The 16,972-nt window shown below is 43.2% G+C and carries 16 protein-coding genes; 5 read left to right on the forward strand and 11 right to left on the reverse strand.

Going from position 1 to position 16,972, the window contains the following annotated elements; all coding sequences use genetic code 11:
• The first annotated feature begins 11 nt into the window (after positions 1-11).
• The 4 genes from DEO27_RS06330 (at position 12) to DEO27_RS06345 (ending at position 3,604) form a co-directional block, all read left to right on the forward strand.
• On the forward strand, positions 12-1,439 hold the full coding sequence (locus DEO27_RS06330) for a hypothetical protein (protein WP_112572022.1): 1,428 nt from the start codon (positions 12-14) through the stop codon (positions 1,437-1,439).
• Positions 1,440-1,506: 67 nt separating this feature from the next.
• Positions 1,507-2,061, forward strand: a complete 555-nt coding sequence (locus DEO27_RS06335) for a histidine phosphatase family protein (RefSeq protein WP_146750043.1) — start codon at positions 1,507-1,509, stop codon at positions 2,059-2,061.
• Between the two features lie 108 nt (positions 2,062-2,169).
• Positions 2,170-2,982 carry a sterol desaturase family protein gene (locus tag DEO27_RS06340; protein WP_112572018.1) on the forward strand — a complete coding sequence of 271 codons (813 nt, stop codon included), beginning with the start codon at positions 2,170-2,172 and terminating at the stop codon, positions 2,980-2,982.
• A 4-nt stretch (positions 2,983-2,986) separates the two neighbouring features.
• The gene (locus DEO27_RS06345) at positions 2,987-3,604 is read left to right on the forward strand and encodes an outer membrane beta-barrel protein (RefSeq protein ID WP_190295340.1); all 618 of its coding nucleotides are present in this window, start codon (positions 2,987-2,989) and stop codon (positions 3,602-3,604) included.
• Positions 3,605-3,624: 20 nt separating this feature from the next.
• On the opposite strand, the gene DEO27_RS06350 is transcribed toward DEO27_RS06345, so the two are convergent.
• Together DEO27_RS06350 and DEO27_RS06355 are read right to left on the reverse strand one after the other, a co-directional pair.
• Positions 3,625-6,177, reverse strand: a complete 2,553-nt coding sequence (locus DEO27_RS06350) for a DUF5686 and carboxypeptidase-like regulatory domain-containing protein (RefSeq protein ID WP_190295341.1) — start codon at positions 6,175-6,177, stop codon at positions 3,625-3,627.
• Between the two features lie 234 nt (positions 6,178-6,411).
• Entirely contained in the window at positions 6,412-6,840 is a 429-nt protein-coding gene (locus DEO27_RS06355) for a PepSY-like domain-containing protein (RefSeq protein ID WP_112572012.1), read from the reverse strand.
• Positions 6,841-7,021: 181 nt separating this feature from the next.
• Between DEO27_RS06355 and DEO27_RS06360 the strand changes: the two genes are divergently transcribed.
• Positions 7,022-7,939, forward strand: coding sequence for a PD40 domain-containing protein (locus tag DEO27_RS06360; RefSeq protein ID WP_112572010.1), 918 nt, complete (start codon positions 7,022-7,024; stop codon positions 7,937-7,939).
• A gap of 6 nt (positions 7,940-7,945) precedes the next feature.
• Here DEO27_RS06360 and DEO27_RS06365 read toward each other — a convergent pair whose 3' ends face one another.
• From DEO27_RS06365 to DEO27_RS06405, 9 genes are read right to left on the reverse strand one after another with little or no spacing between them, the layout of a single operon-like run.
• The gene (locus DEO27_RS06365) at positions 7,946-8,323 is read right to left on the reverse strand and encodes a DMT family transporter (RefSeq protein ID WP_208644864.1); all 378 of its coding nucleotides are present in this window, start codon (positions 8,321-8,323) and stop codon (positions 7,946-7,948) included.
• A gap of 7 nt (positions 8,324-8,330) precedes the next feature.
• Positions 8,331-9,314: a sterol desaturase family protein gene (locus DEO27_RS06370; RefSeq protein ID WP_112572006.1), complete on the reverse strand. Its 984-nt coding sequence runs from the start codon at positions 9,312-9,314 to the stop codon at positions 8,331-8,333.
• Between the two features lie 2 nt (positions 9,315-9,316).
• Positions 9,317-10,756, reverse strand: a complete 1,440-nt coding sequence (locus DEO27_RS06375) for an N-acetylneuraminate synthase family protein (RefSeq protein WP_112572004.1) — start codon at positions 10,754-10,756, stop codon at positions 9,317-9,319.
• 15 nt (positions 10,757-10,771) lie between these two features.
• Positions 10,772-11,575, reverse strand: a complete 804-nt coding sequence (locus DEO27_RS06380) for an SDR family oxidoreductase (protein WP_112572002.1) — start codon at positions 11,573-11,575, stop codon at positions 10,772-10,774.
• A 3-nt stretch (positions 11,576-11,578) separates the two neighbouring features.
• The gene (locus DEO27_RS06385; RefSeq protein ID WP_112572000.1) at positions 11,579-12,919 is read right to left on the reverse strand and encodes an aminotransferase class III-fold pyridoxal phosphate-dependent enzyme; all 1,341 of its coding nucleotides are present in this window, start codon (positions 12,917-12,919) and stop codon (positions 11,579-11,581) included.
• Positions 12,920-12,930: 11 nt separating this feature from the next.
• A complete protein-coding gene (locus tag DEO27_RS06390) occupies positions 12,931-13,869 on the reverse strand; it encodes a transketolase family protein (protein ID WP_112571998.1) in 939 nt (312 codons plus the stop codon).
• Between the two features lies 1 nt (position 13,870).
• A complete protein-coding gene (locus tag DEO27_RS06395; protein WP_112571996.1) occupies positions 13,871-14,737 on the reverse strand; it encodes a transketolase in 867 nt (288 codons plus the stop codon).
• Between the two features lie 8 nt (positions 14,738-14,745).
• Entirely contained in the window at positions 14,746-15,573 is an 828-nt protein-coding gene (locus DEO27_RS06400) for a cytidylyltransferase domain-containing protein (RefSeq protein ID WP_223818174.1), read from the reverse strand.
• A 10-nt stretch (positions 15,574-15,583) separates the two neighbouring features.
• A complete protein-coding gene (locus DEO27_RS06405) occupies positions 15,584-16,648 on the reverse strand; it encodes a hypothetical protein (protein WP_112571994.1) in 1,065 nt (354 codons plus the stop codon).
• Positions 16,649-16,972 lie beyond the last annotated feature (324 nt).

Genomic DNA, 16,972 nt, shown 5'->3' on the forward strand with positions numbered 1-16,972 from the left:
TAAACGCAACGATGAAAAAATATATAATCCCAGTTATTTGTATCCTGATGGCAGCGACTTTTTCCGGTTGCCAGAAATGGAAAGGTGAGCACATGGACATTTATAGCTATACACCGCCGGCTGCTAACCCGGTAAGTGATAAGGCCCCGCTTTCGTGCAGCTCAAGTGGTTCAACAGTGATCCCGGTAAAAGGTACCATGCTTAGCGGTAAAACTTACTCTGTTGAAGATGGTTGCGATCTGGTGATCAATCCAACTGATACGTTATTGATGCAGCCAGGTGTTACATTAAATATGGGCGCAGGAAGCAGCCTTATAGCTCTGGGAACTTTGGTAAGTAACGGTTCAAAAGATCAGCCAAACTGGATCACCGTTCCTGGTATTGTAAAAAATGATGCTCCCGGTGGCCTCACTGCTGCTGCTGATCCCGCTTATGCTGGTAAATGGAAAGGTATTATCGGTGGCCCTACTTGTAAATTATTGGTTTTAAGGTGGACACACGTAGAATACGCCGGTTTAACAGAAGGTAAAGCTACGTCAACTATAGCAGGTTCAGGTACCGGTAACCAGTATAGCATTTTATTTGCCAATTATAACGGCAACTTTATCATGGAAGATTCCTGGTTGTACGGTGGGGTAGATGATCCGATCCGTATCTCGGCAGGTAAGATCGCTATCTTCAGAAATACCTTTGAAAAAAATGGTGTTAGCGGTGGCGACTGTTTAAATGCTAAAGGTGGTACTGTTGGTACCATGGCTTATAACATGTTTATAGGTACTGCAACCAACGGGCAAAAAGCTTCAAACAAAGGCCAGGCTACAGGTGCACCGCAAACCAATATCGTAATGTACAATAATACATTCGTTAGCGGTGGTTATCGCCAGGTACAAAGCGGTCGTGGTGGTTGTATCAACTTTGAAGAAGGTGCAGCGGGTATGTATTACAACAACGTAGCCATCAACTGCAGGTTTGGTTATCGTGTGGTAGGCAGCCCGGTTGCCGATGTTGCGCATCTTTCGTACGGAAATAACTATCAATGGGCCGATTCTTTAAGTGTAGCCAACCAATTTTATCCAACAGGTTATATCACGCAGCCGCAAAGCACAGATATTCCATCAATTACTACATCTGCAAAATACCTGCCTTCAAATTATACTTTAGGTTCTATTTATGATGGCAGTGATGTGGTACAGAAAAATAACCCGATGTTCCTGAACTTCCCTCTTCCAACCGTTGGTCACCCATTGTACCAATACAGTGCTATCGGGAATTTTAACTTCCATTTGCTGGCCAGTTCGCCGCTTATTGGTAAAGGCAATACAACAATTAAACCGTTGATTACCGTGCCGCTTGATAAGATCTATGGCTTATCAGACGCAACCTTACCTGGTACCGATCTTGGTGCATACCAGTTAAATGGCTCAGGAAATCAACACTAATAACAATATTTATTCTTCAGGAATAGCCGGAGATAATCCGGCTATTCTTTTTTTATACGCTCAAAAAATGAAAAAACTTATTTGTGTACTTTGTTTATCTATTATATCGCCCTTAACCATATTGTCGGTTAAAGCTCAGTCCACCGATTTAAAGATTGTATTTATCCGCCACGCCGAGAAACCTGTAAAAGGTGATAACCTGAATTGTCAGGGAATAAACAGGTCGTTAAAACTGCCTGCTGTAATAACATCCAAATTTGGTGTGCCTGATAAAATATTTGTGCCTGGTTTAGGGCTGGGAGAGGCTACCAAGCATTCCCGGATGTTTCAGACTATTGTTCCGCTTGCCGCTAAATATAACTTAACGGTAAACAGCTCACGTACCGAGAAGGACTCATTAGGTTTGGCTGCTGATTTGAAAAGCCGTACAGGTGTAATACTGGTTGTGTGGGAGCACGGCGGTATAGCGCCAATTGTGCGTTCACTGGGAATAAAACAAGACAACTTAAAATGGCCGGACGATGATTATGACAGTATCTGGATTGTGACCTTTAAAAATGGGGTGGCGACACTTGCACGCGATAAAGAAAACATAGATCCCGGAAAAGATTGTAATTTTTAGTTTGCACGTCGGCCCCTGCTGTAAAGCTGAGGCCGATTTTTGTTTATGCGGCTTTGCTCATAATTGCTACAGAATGTTCCTGTAATATTGGAGATACAAAGGCTTAGCATGGAGTTTTACAAGTCGTTTTTCCTTACCCATCCATCATCGGTACAGATACTGATTTTTGGAGCGTTAATAACCTCTTTGTGGCTTGCTGAAGGTTTGATACTGGCAATACCTGTAGGCAAAAAATGGCGACACACTTTTACAAATATGTTGTTTATTGTAACGGCACTGCCGGTTCAGCTTTTTATGACAATGTTTGTATTACTTGAAGCGGCCTGGATAAGCCAGAATCATTTAGGCTTGTTGCAACAACTTCCCCGGCACCAAAGTATATTGATAAAATACGTTGTCGGGTTTATTATGCTTGATTTTTGTAAATACCTGTACCATGTGATCATGCATAAAGTTGGGGTGCTATGGAAATTTCATCTTGTGCATCATACTGATCAAAAACTTGATGTATCAACAACGGTAAGGGAACACCCCGGTGAAACATTTGTAAGAATGTGCTTTTTAATGTTGTGGATAGCTATAACCGGTGCATCTTTTGAATTGCTTTTGTTAAGGCAAACCATTCAAACGGTTTCAAATATCACCTCACATACGCAGTTCCGGCTATCAGATGGCGTTGATAAATGGGTGGGATTGATCTTTATCACACCTAATATACATCATGTTCACCATCACTATCAATTGCCTTATACCGATTGTAATTATGGTGATGTACTGTCTATATGGGATAGGTTATTTGGAACTTACGGAAAGCTAAAGCCGGATGATACCGTGTTTGGGATAGATACACATCCCGATACGAATGTTTGTAAGAGTTTTATTAAGGTTTTACAGATTCCATTTGTTTCAAAACGTGTTTAACAGAATGTGTATTTGTAAAACATACCTTTCGTTGTTGGCCGTGCTGTTGGTGATGACATTGCATGTTAATGCCCAAACCGAAAAATTTACATCGAGACTTTATTTTCCCGGAGGGGTAGGTGTAAATATACCTTCCGGAGATGAGCAGGTAAGCATGAAACGGGGAAGTGTTTTAAACACCGCCGTTGAGTACCGCCCTGCTTATATCAATGCTGTTTTTTTTCGATTTAACTACGACGCCCTAAATAACAAATATAAAAGTAGAGCGGGCGAAGTCCCTACCAACGTAACCGAAGGTAAACTGTCTGCCGGTTTTTTACTTCTGGGTGTCGGTTACCGACGAAAATTAAACAGGTTGGGAATATATACGCTCCTGCAAGCCGGATATAACAGTTCAGGGTACAATAACACCTCTGTTAATTCAAATGGTATAACAGTAGGCAGCGTAAGCACTAAACATCCCGCGGTAAAAATAGCAGCCGGACTGGAATATTATATTGTACCACATTTTGCCCTTGTACTGGAACCCGCCTATTATCATTTGTATAAGGCCAGATCGCAATATATTTTAAATCCGGATTATGTAAGTTACGGCATCGGGTTTACTACCACGTTGTTTTAAACAACTATGTACGGCATTACTTAAAAATCCGGGGCGAAACTAAATTTAACACCATATTCTGCGGCACCCGGGTGATCAAGATAGTTAAACCTCTTGATCCCATCTATCCGCAAAAACTTAAAGATATTACCTATACCTACTCCGGCTTCTATATAAGGTTTAGTGCCTAAAGCATAAGTACCATTTGCTCCGTTGCCACCTACCGGGAAACGGAATAAGTTTGGTGAATAAAGCGGGTTGTTTTCGTTACGCAAGCCACCAAATAATACCTTAGCCGACAGGAATTCTCGCCATTTCAGGTGTTTTATCAATGGGATTTTGTTCAGTAAAAAACCGCTGAAACTATGGGTTAAGTTGATGCCGGCGTAATGATCGCTTATAAACTCCAGGTAGGTTTGTTGGTTATAGGCATCCTCGTCATAAGCAAGTGACTGGTTAGCCGGGGCGATGTTCAGTAGCGGGAAAGGTACTTTACCTACTAAATAATTTCCGAGTACAGTAATATCAGTATAACCAAGCTGAGATAAGTAGAAGCGTCTGAAAATGCTTGCTTTAACGCTGGTGAAATCATACGCGCCGTTGAACAGGCCTTTAAAGCCATGATTGATCTGTAAATTCAGGATGGGGTATTTACTGTAGACGGTGCGGCGGTATACCGTTCCCTGTAAGATCTGCTCATGCGGGGCATACCTGAACGCGAGGTTCAGCTCGCTGGTAGTCAGGTCGTGCACTAAAGTGTTAGCATCATTATTGTATTCGAATAGCAGGGAAGCGGCAGGGCGCTGGTTCCAGTTTCTGAATGCGAGATCGAACGAAAAATGGTTTTCAAAATCCTTTACATATTCAATTTTAGCGATCTTGCTGTAAAGCCAGTATATTGTTTTTCCTGTCGAAAACGATGCAAGCGCGGCCTGTTGGTTGATGGTTGAAAGGTCTCTTCCCGGCACATCAACATCGTTCAAATAGCTTGCCTTAAGGTAATCGTTAGGGTAGCGGTAAAACGGCGTTTTATTGAATGAATAAAATGTAGCAATATTGTATTTAAATGCCTTATCACGTGATCCGTAAGCACCAAAGCCTTCAAAATATATCGATTTGCTTAATTCGGGGTTGGTGCGCCCACCAAGCTGAAACCTGGATCCTTCCTGGCTGTCACGTGAGTAAATTGTTCCAATAGGGCCAATCAACACTGGTCCGGCCTTAGCATAGCCGCCTGTAAAAGTAGCTGCAAACCAGGTAGCCCTTTTAAACTGCGGCATTTTCTCCAATTTGGAGATACGCGGATACATCTTTGACTGATGATCGGACAGTGTATCCGGTCGGTTATGAGTCCAGTATGAGGTGTCGGGTTTGTCTGCGTCAGGCGCTATCTGCAATTCTTTGCCTTCATAAAATGTGGCAGGAAGTGGTTTGTCTGTAACGTAATTGGAAAAAACTACCGTTCGCTCGCCCATAAACCCAAGCCCTTTGTTTTTTAAGATACCGAAGTCGGCCTTGACATCACTTTTGCTTAAAAAATACCGGCCATTAGGGTTCTGCTCAAAATCAAGCGTGATCTTGAGCGTTCGCATGAAATTGATGTTGATTTGTTTGTTTACATCAAGCTCGCAGCCGCGTACCGCATAATTGCCCGTCATACTTACAAGCAGTTTACCTTCAAAAAGCAAGTCGCCTTTGGTACGTGGTGTAAAGCTTAGTTCAATCAGTTTTTCTTTGCCTGTTTGTATGGTATCGGTAATAAAGAACTTATAATAATTGGGCGAATGATCGGCAATCGGGCTCAGGAACTGGTTGGTGATGATAAAAACATTGTTATCATAAATATCAATGTTATTGCCGTAAAGGCGGTTCATATAAATATCCAAGCCTGCTGTATCAATGAATTTAAGAATGTTGGCTTCCTTTTGCGCTTTGAGCACACTGATGGATTTAGCGGGATCCTTACGATAGTAATTTTGGTATTGCTTTTCGCTGAGGTAGGCGGGGAGTAATACCTGGGTTTGCCCGTTATTTTTTATTGTATCAAGCATAAACTGATACATTTTAAAATAACGGCTGTTCATCAATTTGGAAGGAACGTCGATAAATGACAGATTGATGCGCTCATACTGGTCATATTGCAGATAATCGGCACTTTCCATGCGGTTTTGCTTTTTATGGTCAATAACCTGCTGGATAAGCTCAACCGCGGGGTTCCCTTTGTTGCGATAACGCTGTTTTTTGCCCGAAACTACGGTTACTTCTTTTAACTGGGTTTGGCTGCCGTGCAACCTGATATGAAGCACGTTAACCTGCCCTGCTTTAATTACTTTGGTAATGGTTTGATAACCGATATAGGAAAAACTAACATGTGTGAAAGCTCCGGGAGCGTTTACCTCAAATTTTCCGTCAGGGTCTGCAATGGTGCCGTATTTGCCGCCTACAAGCTTAACGTTAATTCCCGGAAGTGGTTGTCCCGAGGCATCATCTACTACCTGACCTTTAACACTTGTAACTACCTGAGATGATGATTTCTTAAGACTGTCTGCCTGTTGCGCCCTGCCATATAACGGACACAATATAACTACAAGCAATAACCATGAAGTATAAGGGAATAGACATCTTGTTGAACCTGACACTCGGGAAGAAATATCAAAAGAAGATAACAAATTGTGGTAGATTAAAAATACTAAAAGGGTTCAGTTTTAAGCGTATTCCGGGGTGTGAGCCAGGAATACGCTTTCAATTTTCCTAAACGTACAAATTATATTTGAATTGTTGCAGAAGATGATATTATTTTAAGATTAACAGGATTGTGACTTCCTTATTCAATCTACCTTCAAAAACTTGCCGTTTTCGTCAAATAACAGGTCTTTTCCTTTTATTTCTGCCTCAAACATCTTTTTGCCTGCCGCATTGGTTACGCGTCCTGCTTCCTTAATTTTTGTGCCTTTATAATTGGTTTTAACGTATTCAAAAACAGTAGGAGGAAGCTGGCTAACCGGTATGGCATCCACCTCTTCTACAAACTCGCCCGATGGTGTAAAGGTCACTGAAGTATCCTCGCCTGATTTGCCGCCCCAATTGGCTTCAAAGTTTCCTTTCTCTTTTTCCCAGGTTACTTTTGTTGCGTTAGGGTATTTTTTGACAAGGCTTTGCTTTACAGCCGCAGGTACTTCTAAACTGCTGGCTGCTTTTACCATAGCACCGGTACCAAGCAGGGCAGCGGTGATGGTCAATAAAATGGTCTTTTTCATAAGTGCTTTTATTTTATTTACACTAATGTAAGGCTGCAATCTGGAGGAATATGGGACATGTAAGCCGGTTTGATTTTAATTGAAATAAACTTGAACGGGTTTGAACCGGGGTTTGCATTTACCATCGCTAATTTTGTTTTGCAGATAATAAATCCAATAGAATAAGCTTAACCATTTAACCATGAGAATTTTAATTTTCCTGCTTGTATCGTGCTGCTTTTATAGTAGTGTAACCGCTCAAAGCAATTTTTTTAATAGCAAGAATGCTTACCTGGGCCAACAGCGCCCTAATGATACGCCGCGGATTTTTGCGCAGCAGATGTTAGTGCCCGATAGCGGTATAGCTATGGGCAGGTCGGCTTTCTCGGCCGATGGCAAGGAGTTTTATTATGGAAACTCCATGCACTGGTTTAACTCAAAAGGTAACAAGATCTGTTATTTTAAGTATGACGGAAAAAAATGGCAAGGTCCCCTTGTACTTAATTATGACTACAGTACGCCAGCTTTTTCTGTTGATGGCAAAAGCATGTACTTTGCTGGTAAGGGTGATGGAAGACACTCCGTTGTCTGGGTATCACACCGTGACAAAAACTATTGGACAAGCCCTGTAGTGTTTTTGAGAAAAGATTATGGTTTATATAATTTTATGCCAACCAACAGCGGAACTTTTTATGTTGGCAGCAATGCTAACGCCGGCAGTGTAAGAGATTATAGTACTTACGATTTTTGTACGCTTACCATCTCAAAGACCGATACGGTTATTAAAAGCCTCGGCCCGGTAATCAATACACCTGCCTTCGATGGCGAATTTTATGTGGCGCCGGATGAATCATACATGATCATCAGCTATAAAGAGAAACCCGATTACGAGTGTGAGCTCGGGATCACTTTCCGCAAACCTGATCATAGCTGGACAACGCCACTAAACCTTGGCCCGCTAATTAATGATGGCGATGCACACCGCTGGGGTGAATATGTTACCCCGGATGGCAAATACCTGATTTATACCAAAGGCACCGGCGAAAAGGACTGTCACCTTTACTGGGTGAAGTTTGATATGCTGAAAGCTAAATTAAAAAAGGAAGCGCTGGGTAAATAACCAGGCTTACTTTATTTCCGGACCATAAAATTTCAAACCTAAAACGCCTGTCATGATCAGCAGCATGAAAAATATTTCCATGTAGGAGAGGCGCTGGTTTAAAAGCGAAACCTCTACTAATTTGATCAGGATGAGGGTTACAGCTGTCCATACGGCGTACGCTACTGCGGTCGGCACCAGTTTTATAGCCAGCGAAAAGAAATAGATGTTACCGATACCGAAAACGATATAACCTACAAATGGCAACCAAACGGGTAAACCATGTTGCAAACTTAAAACAGAATTAAGACGGAGTGCTTTCAAATCGCTGAATTTCATGAATTTTAGCGAGAATGTCCAGGCCGCTTCAAACGCGGCGGCAATTAAGATATATAGCCAGGCCAATATGTTATTAGTTTTGTTGTAGTATGTTTTCTTGTTCGGTTACTAAGGTAACGGGTTGCGGTTCAATATCCAATTTAGGCGACTCGTTTATTTTAGCCGGGATAAGCGTTTTTAACCTCTCCGGGGCAATTGTTACCAGCCAATTCATAAACCGGGGCCTAAGCTGATAATACCAGTTGAACCAACGGTATTTGAGCAGGTTTTTTTCGTCAAAGCGTTTTACGCTGAAGGCATGCTGTAAAAAGTAATCTTTGGGGTAATCGTAATAAAGTCCCCAGTTTTCGGGTTTATCACCGGGCTCATGACCTGGGTCATAAACGGTACCAAACAGGTAATCCCAAAATGAAAACTTGGTAGAGAAGTTGGCATGAAAAACTTCCTGGTAATTGGCGTGATGCCATAAATGCAATTGGGGCGAGTTAATGATATACTTAAGCTTGCCCATGTTTACCTTGATATTGCCGTGTATAAACATACCAAACATGGCATCTAACATAGCTTTTATCGGTATAACTATCGGGTTTGCACCTAACAAAATGATAGGCGCAAACTCAATAGTTTGATTGATGACGATCTCCATAATATGCGAACGCGAGCCGGCCAGAAAGTCAACCTCCTTGCCGGAATGGTGCGCCTCATGAATACGCCAGAAAAATTTATTTGAATGCTGAAAGCGGTGAAACAAATAAATATAAAGGTCATGCGTAAACAAGAAAAACAAAACTTGCAATGCTACAGGCCAATTACTTATTAAATGCAGATGCGACAGATCAAAATGTGCCTCTAAGGGCTTAATGATATAATCGAAAATAAGGATCTTTAAAAAGTAGCTTTGTATCAGTGTATACCACACTAAATCAATCCAAAACCCTTCCCTGAAAAATTTTAAACCTTTTCTGTAAGGCGAAATCCGTTCCCAGGCAATGATGAATCCTATCCAGCAAAAAAGGATAATGGATGTAATTATGGTAGTTAGTTTTTCCGGAGACATTATTATTTAACGCTTGGTTTCTCTTTGTATTCGTCGCTGATGTTTACCCTTAAACGCTTCATTGGCGCAAGTTCTGATTCATAAACACGTTTTTCACCATCACCTGCCGCTGTTTCTACATCTCTGATATCACGTACCAGGCGTTGTAACCCTTGTGGCTCAACAGAAGCGGCGTGGTCAGAGCCCCACATGGCACGGTCAAGCGTAAAGTGACGCTCAACAAAGGTTGCGCCCATAGCCACAGCACCTACCGTAGTTGCCAGACCTGTTTCATGGCCCGAATAACCGATAGGGATGCCCGGATATTTGTTTTCCAGGGTCTGGATCATTTTCAGGTTAAGCTCTTGCGGAGGGCATGGATAAGCCGAAGTTGAATGAGCGATAAATAACGGATAATTTTCGTCAAACGCGTTGATATAATCCATAGTTGTTTCGATTTCTTTCATGGTCGACATACCGGTTGAAAGCATTAGCGGTTTACCAGTTTCCAGAATTCGCTGGATTAAAGCGAAGTCGGTTAATGATGCAGATGCCAGTTTGTACAGGATAGTATCAAATTGCTCCATAAAATCAACAGATGGTGCGTCCCAGGCAGATACAAACCAATCGATACCTACTTTTTTGCAGTATTGGTCGATGGTTGCATATTCGGCTATACCAAATTCGGTTTTGCGTTTGTAGTCGATGTACGTTATACGGCCCCATGGGGTATCGCGCATAATTTCCCACTGATCGCGTGGTACACAGATTTCCGGTGTGCGTTTTTGAAATTTAACGGCATCGGCTTTAGCAGCCACAGCCTCATCAATTAATTTTTTGCAAATTTCAAGCGAACCATTGTGGTTAATGCCAATTTCGGCAATGATATAGCTTGGCTGGCCTTTGCCAATTACACGGCCATTTTGCAAAGTGATGCTGCCATTTCTTGTACCTGATAGGTATTTGTCGCTTTTAGCTTCGATGATCATCTCGGCAAATTCACGGAAACAGCCACCACCGCCATTTAATGAGCTTACAAAATCAACCTGCGCTTTAACATGTGGTAAAGCATCGGCAGGAGATGCAGTAAGGCCGGCCAGTTTCATCACCTCCAGGTCGTTATAATCATCACCTATAAAAGCAACTTCGTTAGGTTGCAGACCTAAACGGCTGCAGATTTCTTTAAAGGTAGTTGCTTTATCTTTTATACCTAAATGCAGTTCGGTGATGTGTAATTTTTCGGCTCTTTTAATTAATGATGGCGAGTTTTCGCCGGTGATAATGCCTGTTTCTACACCAGCAAATTTGCGAAGGCGTTCAACCCCCATACCATCGCGCATGCTGAATTTCTTTAAAAGCTCGCCGTCATGATTGTAGTATACTCCGGCATCTGTTAAAACCCCATCGTTGTCGGTAAGCAATAATTTAATGCCTGCCGCCTTTTGTTTCAAAATCTCGTTCATAATAGTTGGTTTAAATTAAATAGCTGTCCACCCTCCGTCTACAACCAGGTTAGCGCCGGTCATATAAGCCGATGCCTCACTGGCCAGGAATATAAGCGCGCCCTGATAGTCTGACGCTTTGGCCATGCGGCCCAATAAAGTTTTTGCTGAATAGTTCCCTATAAAATCTTCGGTTTGCCCGGCTTCAACGCCGCCAGGAGAAAGGGTATTTACCCTAACGCCGGTATGTCCCCAATAGGCTGCCAAGAAACGCGTAAAATTGATGATAGCACCTTTAGTAACCGGATAGGCTGCCGACTTGTAAAAAGTTTGCTGCCCGTGCGCATCGCGGTAAATACTTTGATCAGGGCCAACCATACCATAGGTTGATGCTATGTTGATGATACTGCCGCTGTGTTGCAAAGCCATGTGCGTGCCAAATACCTGCGAGCATAAAAACACCCCGGTAATATTTACATTAAGCGATTGCTGGAAAGCCTCCAATGGATAGTTTTCAAACGCAGATAGCTCCTTGGCCATGGCCGGGTTCTCGAACTTATCGTTAATGGCAGCGTTATTCACCAGTACATCAACCGAATCATATTTATCAAGTGCCGCGTTTAGCGCGTCAATCAGTGATTCTTTGCTGGTTACGTCAACGCCCAAGCCTAAATGGTTATCGCCCAGTTGTGCAGCAAATGTTCTGGTTTCTTCGGCGTTTATATCGGCTGCTATTACGTTTGCACCTGCCGCCACAAGGGCCTCGCAGTGTTTACGCCCGATAAGCCCCAGCGCGCCGGTTACCACGGCGGTTTTGCCTTTTAATGAAAACAGATCCATGATTTAGGCTATGCTTTTAGGTTTGATGTTGTAATTGCTCACCTTACGGAAAACGGCCTCTAACACTTCACCTTTTAGTTGATCTTTGATATTACCGCTTTCGATAGCCGCTTTCAGCAATGGCAATACATCACGGTAAGCAGTAAGGATGTAGTCGATATCCTCAGTGGTGTGGCTATAGCACATGTTGTGGAAACCTGCCCAAAGTATGCCGCGTTTTATCATTTCCTGCTGCATGAAAGTTTTTACTTCAAGTCCGTTACCGGCATCGGGAGTAAAGGTTACCATGCTACGGCAGTTAAAGCCAATACAGCGGGTGTATTTATCAACGCCTAATTCAATGGCAAGGCTGTTGTAACCATCTTTCAATAAAGCACCATGCTCATCAAGGTATTGCGGTACCTTTTTATCGCGAAGCTCATTGATGGTAGCAATGCAAGCCGCTAATGATAGAGCTTCGCCGCCAAACGTGGTATAGCTGAATACTTCGGAGTTGAAAAGCTCCATTACGTCGGCACGACCGGTTAACAATGCTATCGGCATACCGTTGGCACATGCTTTTGAGAATACGGCCAGATCCGCTTTAACATTAAAGTACTCCTGTGCGCCGCCCACTGCCACGCGGAAACCTGTCCACATTTCATCAAAAATGAGCAGGGTGCCGTTAGCTTTACATACTTCGGAAAGCTCCTGAAGGTAACCGGGTTTTGGTGCTTCAAAAATGAAGGGCTCCAGTATCAGGGCGGCAACGGTTTCATCTAAAGCGGCTTTTACCGATTCTATATCGTTATATTCAAAAGTATAGGTGAGGTCCTGGATAGCTTCAGGAACACCAGAGTTACGGCTGGTAATACCAATGTACCAATCATGCCAGCCATGGTAACCACAGCAAAATACCTTATCGCGGCCGGTGAATGCACGGGCTACACGAATAGCGGCAGAACAAACATCAGCGCCTGTTTTAGAAATTTTTACTGCTTCGGCATTAGGCACAACCTGTTGTACCAGCTCGGAAAGCTCAACCTCCAGCGGGTGCATCAATGAAAAAGTGATACCATCATTCAGTTGCTGGCGGATAGCTTCGTCAACAGCAGGGTAGGCGTAACCCAAAGAAATTGGGCCGATAGCAGAGTTTAAATCGATGAATTCGTTGCCGTCAACGTCCCATACGTGCGATCCTTTACCTTTTACAAGGTATTTTGGCGCTACACCCTTGGTAAATTGTCCCGGGCCTTTAGCCAGGGTTTGGGTAACCGGTTTCTGAACTTTTAAAGCACGTTCGTATAATTTATCCGATTCGGTGATGTTCGGATAATTGTTGTTTAGCTCAATTTTATTAGCCATGATCAATATTTTTATTCTGAAAATTCAGGTGTTAAAATTTGTGGTTGGTTGTGGGCAGTTTGGTAGCCCAGTATTTTTTCGGCAATCTGTTTGCCTGTAAAACCTTCATGCTCTAATACAGAAGGAAGCAGTGCCGGCCTGAACCATTTTTCGTTCAATGCCATAGGCAATACATTGGCCGTTGTGCGGTGTTTTAATAAAACCTCGGCCACAATGGTGTAAAGACCGCCTGTTAAAAAATGGTCCTCAAGTGTAACTACCAGCTTGCTTTGTGCCGATGCTTTGAGTATAGCCTGCTCATCAACAGGTTTCAGGCTGCGCATGTTGATCAAGCCAACAGAAAGGCCTTCGCTTTTCAGCATTTCAACGGCTATCAGCGCCTGCTCAAACAGCAAACCATAGGTTAAGATGGTTACGTCGCTGCCCTCTGATATCACTTCGGCCTTGCCCGGAGTAAAAGGCTCGTGTATATAAGTGGTTTTGCGCGTGTTGATGCGGGTGTACGCCGGGCTTTTGCTTTCCCAGATCTGGGGCAGCATTTTTACCAGGTCGTCTTCATCGGCCGGTGCAAATACGGTTACATTAGGGATGCCCCTCATAATCGAGATATCTTCAATAGCCTGGTGAGTTGGCCCGTTACCATCCGATAAAAAGCCGGGGATGAATGAGCTTAGCTTAACCGGTAAATTGGCTATGCCAACATCGGTACGTACAAACTCAAACGCGCGCATGGTTAAAAAGGCGGCGAGCGCGTGTACAACGGGTGTACGGCCACGCAATGCCAGACCGGCTGCCGCGCCAATCATGGTTTGCTCAGTAATACCTGTATCAATAAAACGTTTGCCTAATATGCCGGGCAGGTTGCGTACCAATGCGCGGTTTTCGGCGGTCATTACAATCACCTGCTCATTGGCAAGGGCTGTTTGGGTTAAAAGTTCTTCGTAACTCATCTTATCGCACCACTAAAGTTTCTGATGTTAATGTTGTATTGTGCTGGCCATGCAGCTCTAATAAAAGCTGTTCAATCTCGTCTGCATTGAAATTGCAGAACCACCTGTCGGCGCGTTCCTGTATGCTTGGCAGGCCTTTACCACGCACGGTATCGGCAATAATTACATTGAGTTTTCCGGCCTGGAAAGGGAAGGCGCCGAAGGCTTGATCAAGCTCGGCAAAACTGTGCCCGTCTATTCTTTTAACTGCCGCGCCAAAAGCCTCAAACTTATCGGCAAGCGGCTCCAGCGGGATCAGGTCTTCTGTACGCATATTGGCCTGGAAGTGGTTACGGTCAACCACAAACAGCAGGTTATCCAGTTTATAAGCATTGGCTACCAGCATGGCTTCCCAGCAGGTGCCTTCGTTAAGCTCGCCATCACCCAAAATACAAATCACTTTGTTTGTACTGCCGCTGATCTTCAAATCCATAGCGACACCAATAGCTACCGAAGGCAAATGGCCTAATGAACCTGAATGGAATTCGATGCCCGGAATTTTGGTGTTGGGGTGCCAGTAAATATGATCGTTAAGTAAAAGGTGATTTTTTAAACGCTCTTTCTCTAACAAGCCTAACTCGGCGAAGGTGCCGTACAAGGCAGGCACGTCATGACCTTTGGAAAGGAAAAGGTAATCACGCTCCGGATTGTTAAGGTTATCCTTGTTAATATTTAAAAAACGATTGTATAAATAAACGATCAGGTCTACCGCTGATAATGATGCGCCTGTAAAACACCCGCCGTCGGTAGACATGCGGATGATATGCTCCCGCACTTTCAGAGCGGTGTCTGTTAATTCCTGGTAATTGTTGTTCTCCACTGTTATCATTCGCTTTGTTATAATTCCTGTAAGTTTTTTGTGGGCGCCTGTTTGGTTTGGGCAGATGTGATGGTTTTCAATTCATCTACATGATGCCTGTACCAGTTTACCCCCGCGTATTGCGCGTTTATATTGTAGATCTCGGGCTTTTGATTAAGCAGGTTAAGGATATCATCGCATGAGAATTGATTATTATCGGCATACAACTCCCTGAATACACGTTCTATAAAATAATAGTCCTCTGCATAATCAATAGTGAACCGGTGCGACATGGAATAATCCAAGCCCGTAGGCCAGCTTACGTTGCCTATCCTGAATAATTGTGGGTTTTCCCATATATAAGGAGTGGTATGCTCCAGTTCCAGTTCACGGTTTGCGTTTTCCCAGGCTTTGGTGAGGCAAGCAATGGTCATGATCTCCACATCATTGCCGTCGGGGTAAGTGGCCGGGTGCAGGTTACTTACAAAATCAAAATCGTTCTGGTTGGCAAAAAAATAGTCCAGCACATGATCAATAATAAGAGGATCAATTAGCGGGCAATCAGAGGGGATTTTTAATACGATATCGGCATGATGAAGTTTCGCGGCCTGGTAGTGCCTGTCGAGCAGGTTATTCAGGCTGCCCCGGTAATAAGGAATACCGATGTTGATGGCTTCACTGATGATAATATCATCGTCCGGTGTTTCGGATGTGGCTATGATAATTTCGGCTTCATGACGGATCATTTTAAGCCGTTCAATCATCCTGGCAAGCAGGCTTTTGCCTAATATAGGCAGCATTACCTTACCCGGCAGCCGGCTTGATGCCATGCGGGCCTGTACTACTATAAGGATCTTGTTTTTCACGGTAAAATGATTACCAATTAGCTATTAGTTCTTCAGTTAACTCAGGCTCCGGCCGGCTAACATGGTATTTATCCATAGCCAGTTGCGGATCAAAGCTTTCTTTATTGCCATCGTGTTTTAAATAGCCACGGCAAATAGCAGCGATATTTCTTGCCGATACACCATCGTTCTGTATCGGTGTAAGGCGTTTAAGTTCATTAATATCAAAAAGTGAATGAACCTTTTTGCCTAAAGCAATGCCGGTATAAACCACGGTTGAGTATTGAGTAATGAGCTCACAGCAGTTAGCTATCATGTGGTTGGTATTGCCTTTGCTGTATACCAATGTACCGGCCGGGGTGTTGGCGTAGATTTCCTTTTCGGCGCGGGCGACGTTCTCATTAGGGTGAAGCTTAAAGAGCAAGGGACGGCCATTAGCGATTTTTACTGCCTTTTTTATAAAAGCTATCCGGTTTTCAATGCGGAAGGTTTCGCGCATATCTGTAGTGGCCACCATAACATAGTTGTGGTGCGGAAAATCATTATTAATATGCTGAACCAGGTTGTCATAATTCGGCATACCGGTAACCACAATTTTGCGTTCCTCGGTGCCTTTACCCATAAAGTATTGCTTGTAGCCTGTTGATGCAGCGCAGTAAACATCACATATGTTTGATGATCCGTTTAATGAGGTATTGCCGCAAAGTGTAGGCGGAAGCTTTAGGGCTTTAACAACACCGCTCCAGGGGGTATAACGATCAATCATACCTTCCTGCACCCAAATGGTTTTACTGTTACGCATGCGTGGCGGCACAATCAAGTCGGTACAAAATACAACAAGGTCGTATTGGTTTTTCTTTGCTCCAAAGTCAATCTGTAAACCGTTTTGTTGAAGATAATCTTCGGAGATAAGCCTGAATTTGTTAGAAAGTACCGTGCCGCTAAGTAGCGTAGTTTTATTTATAATATTATTTAAAGTAGCGTTATCAGTAAACAACTGGCTAAACCAGCAATCAAATTCAGGCAGCTCATTGGCTATCTGGTGCATTTGCGTGGTTTGGTTAATTGAACCGGTAATGAATAATATTTTCTTCATCCTTTTATTTCAATTAGCGATAGATCCCTGAAATTTTGTTTGTGAAAGGCATTAAGGTATAACCCGATTTTGTAAAGATTCTGTAGTTATTAGGCGCGAAAATTGATCGGGCGGCAAGCGCAGTAATATTGTCAGGTTGAATAATTATCATATCAAGTATCAAAATATCGCAGCTGCACCCACTTTACAAATTCCTTATCCAGAATTTAAATAAGTGGTCGCGACCACGCCCATGTCCGGCTAAAACTTACGATTTGATAAATGTAGGAGGGCAATTTTTAAATAATGAGAACCCAAAGTTATCAAATCGTTAAGCCGTGACAT

The sequence above is a fragment of the Mucilaginibacter rubeus genome (assembly GCF_003286415.2).
In the GTDB taxonomy this organism is placed as follows: domain Bacteria; phylum Bacteroidota; class Bacteroidia; order Sphingobacteriales; family Sphingobacteriaceae; genus Mucilaginibacter; species Mucilaginibacter rubeus_A.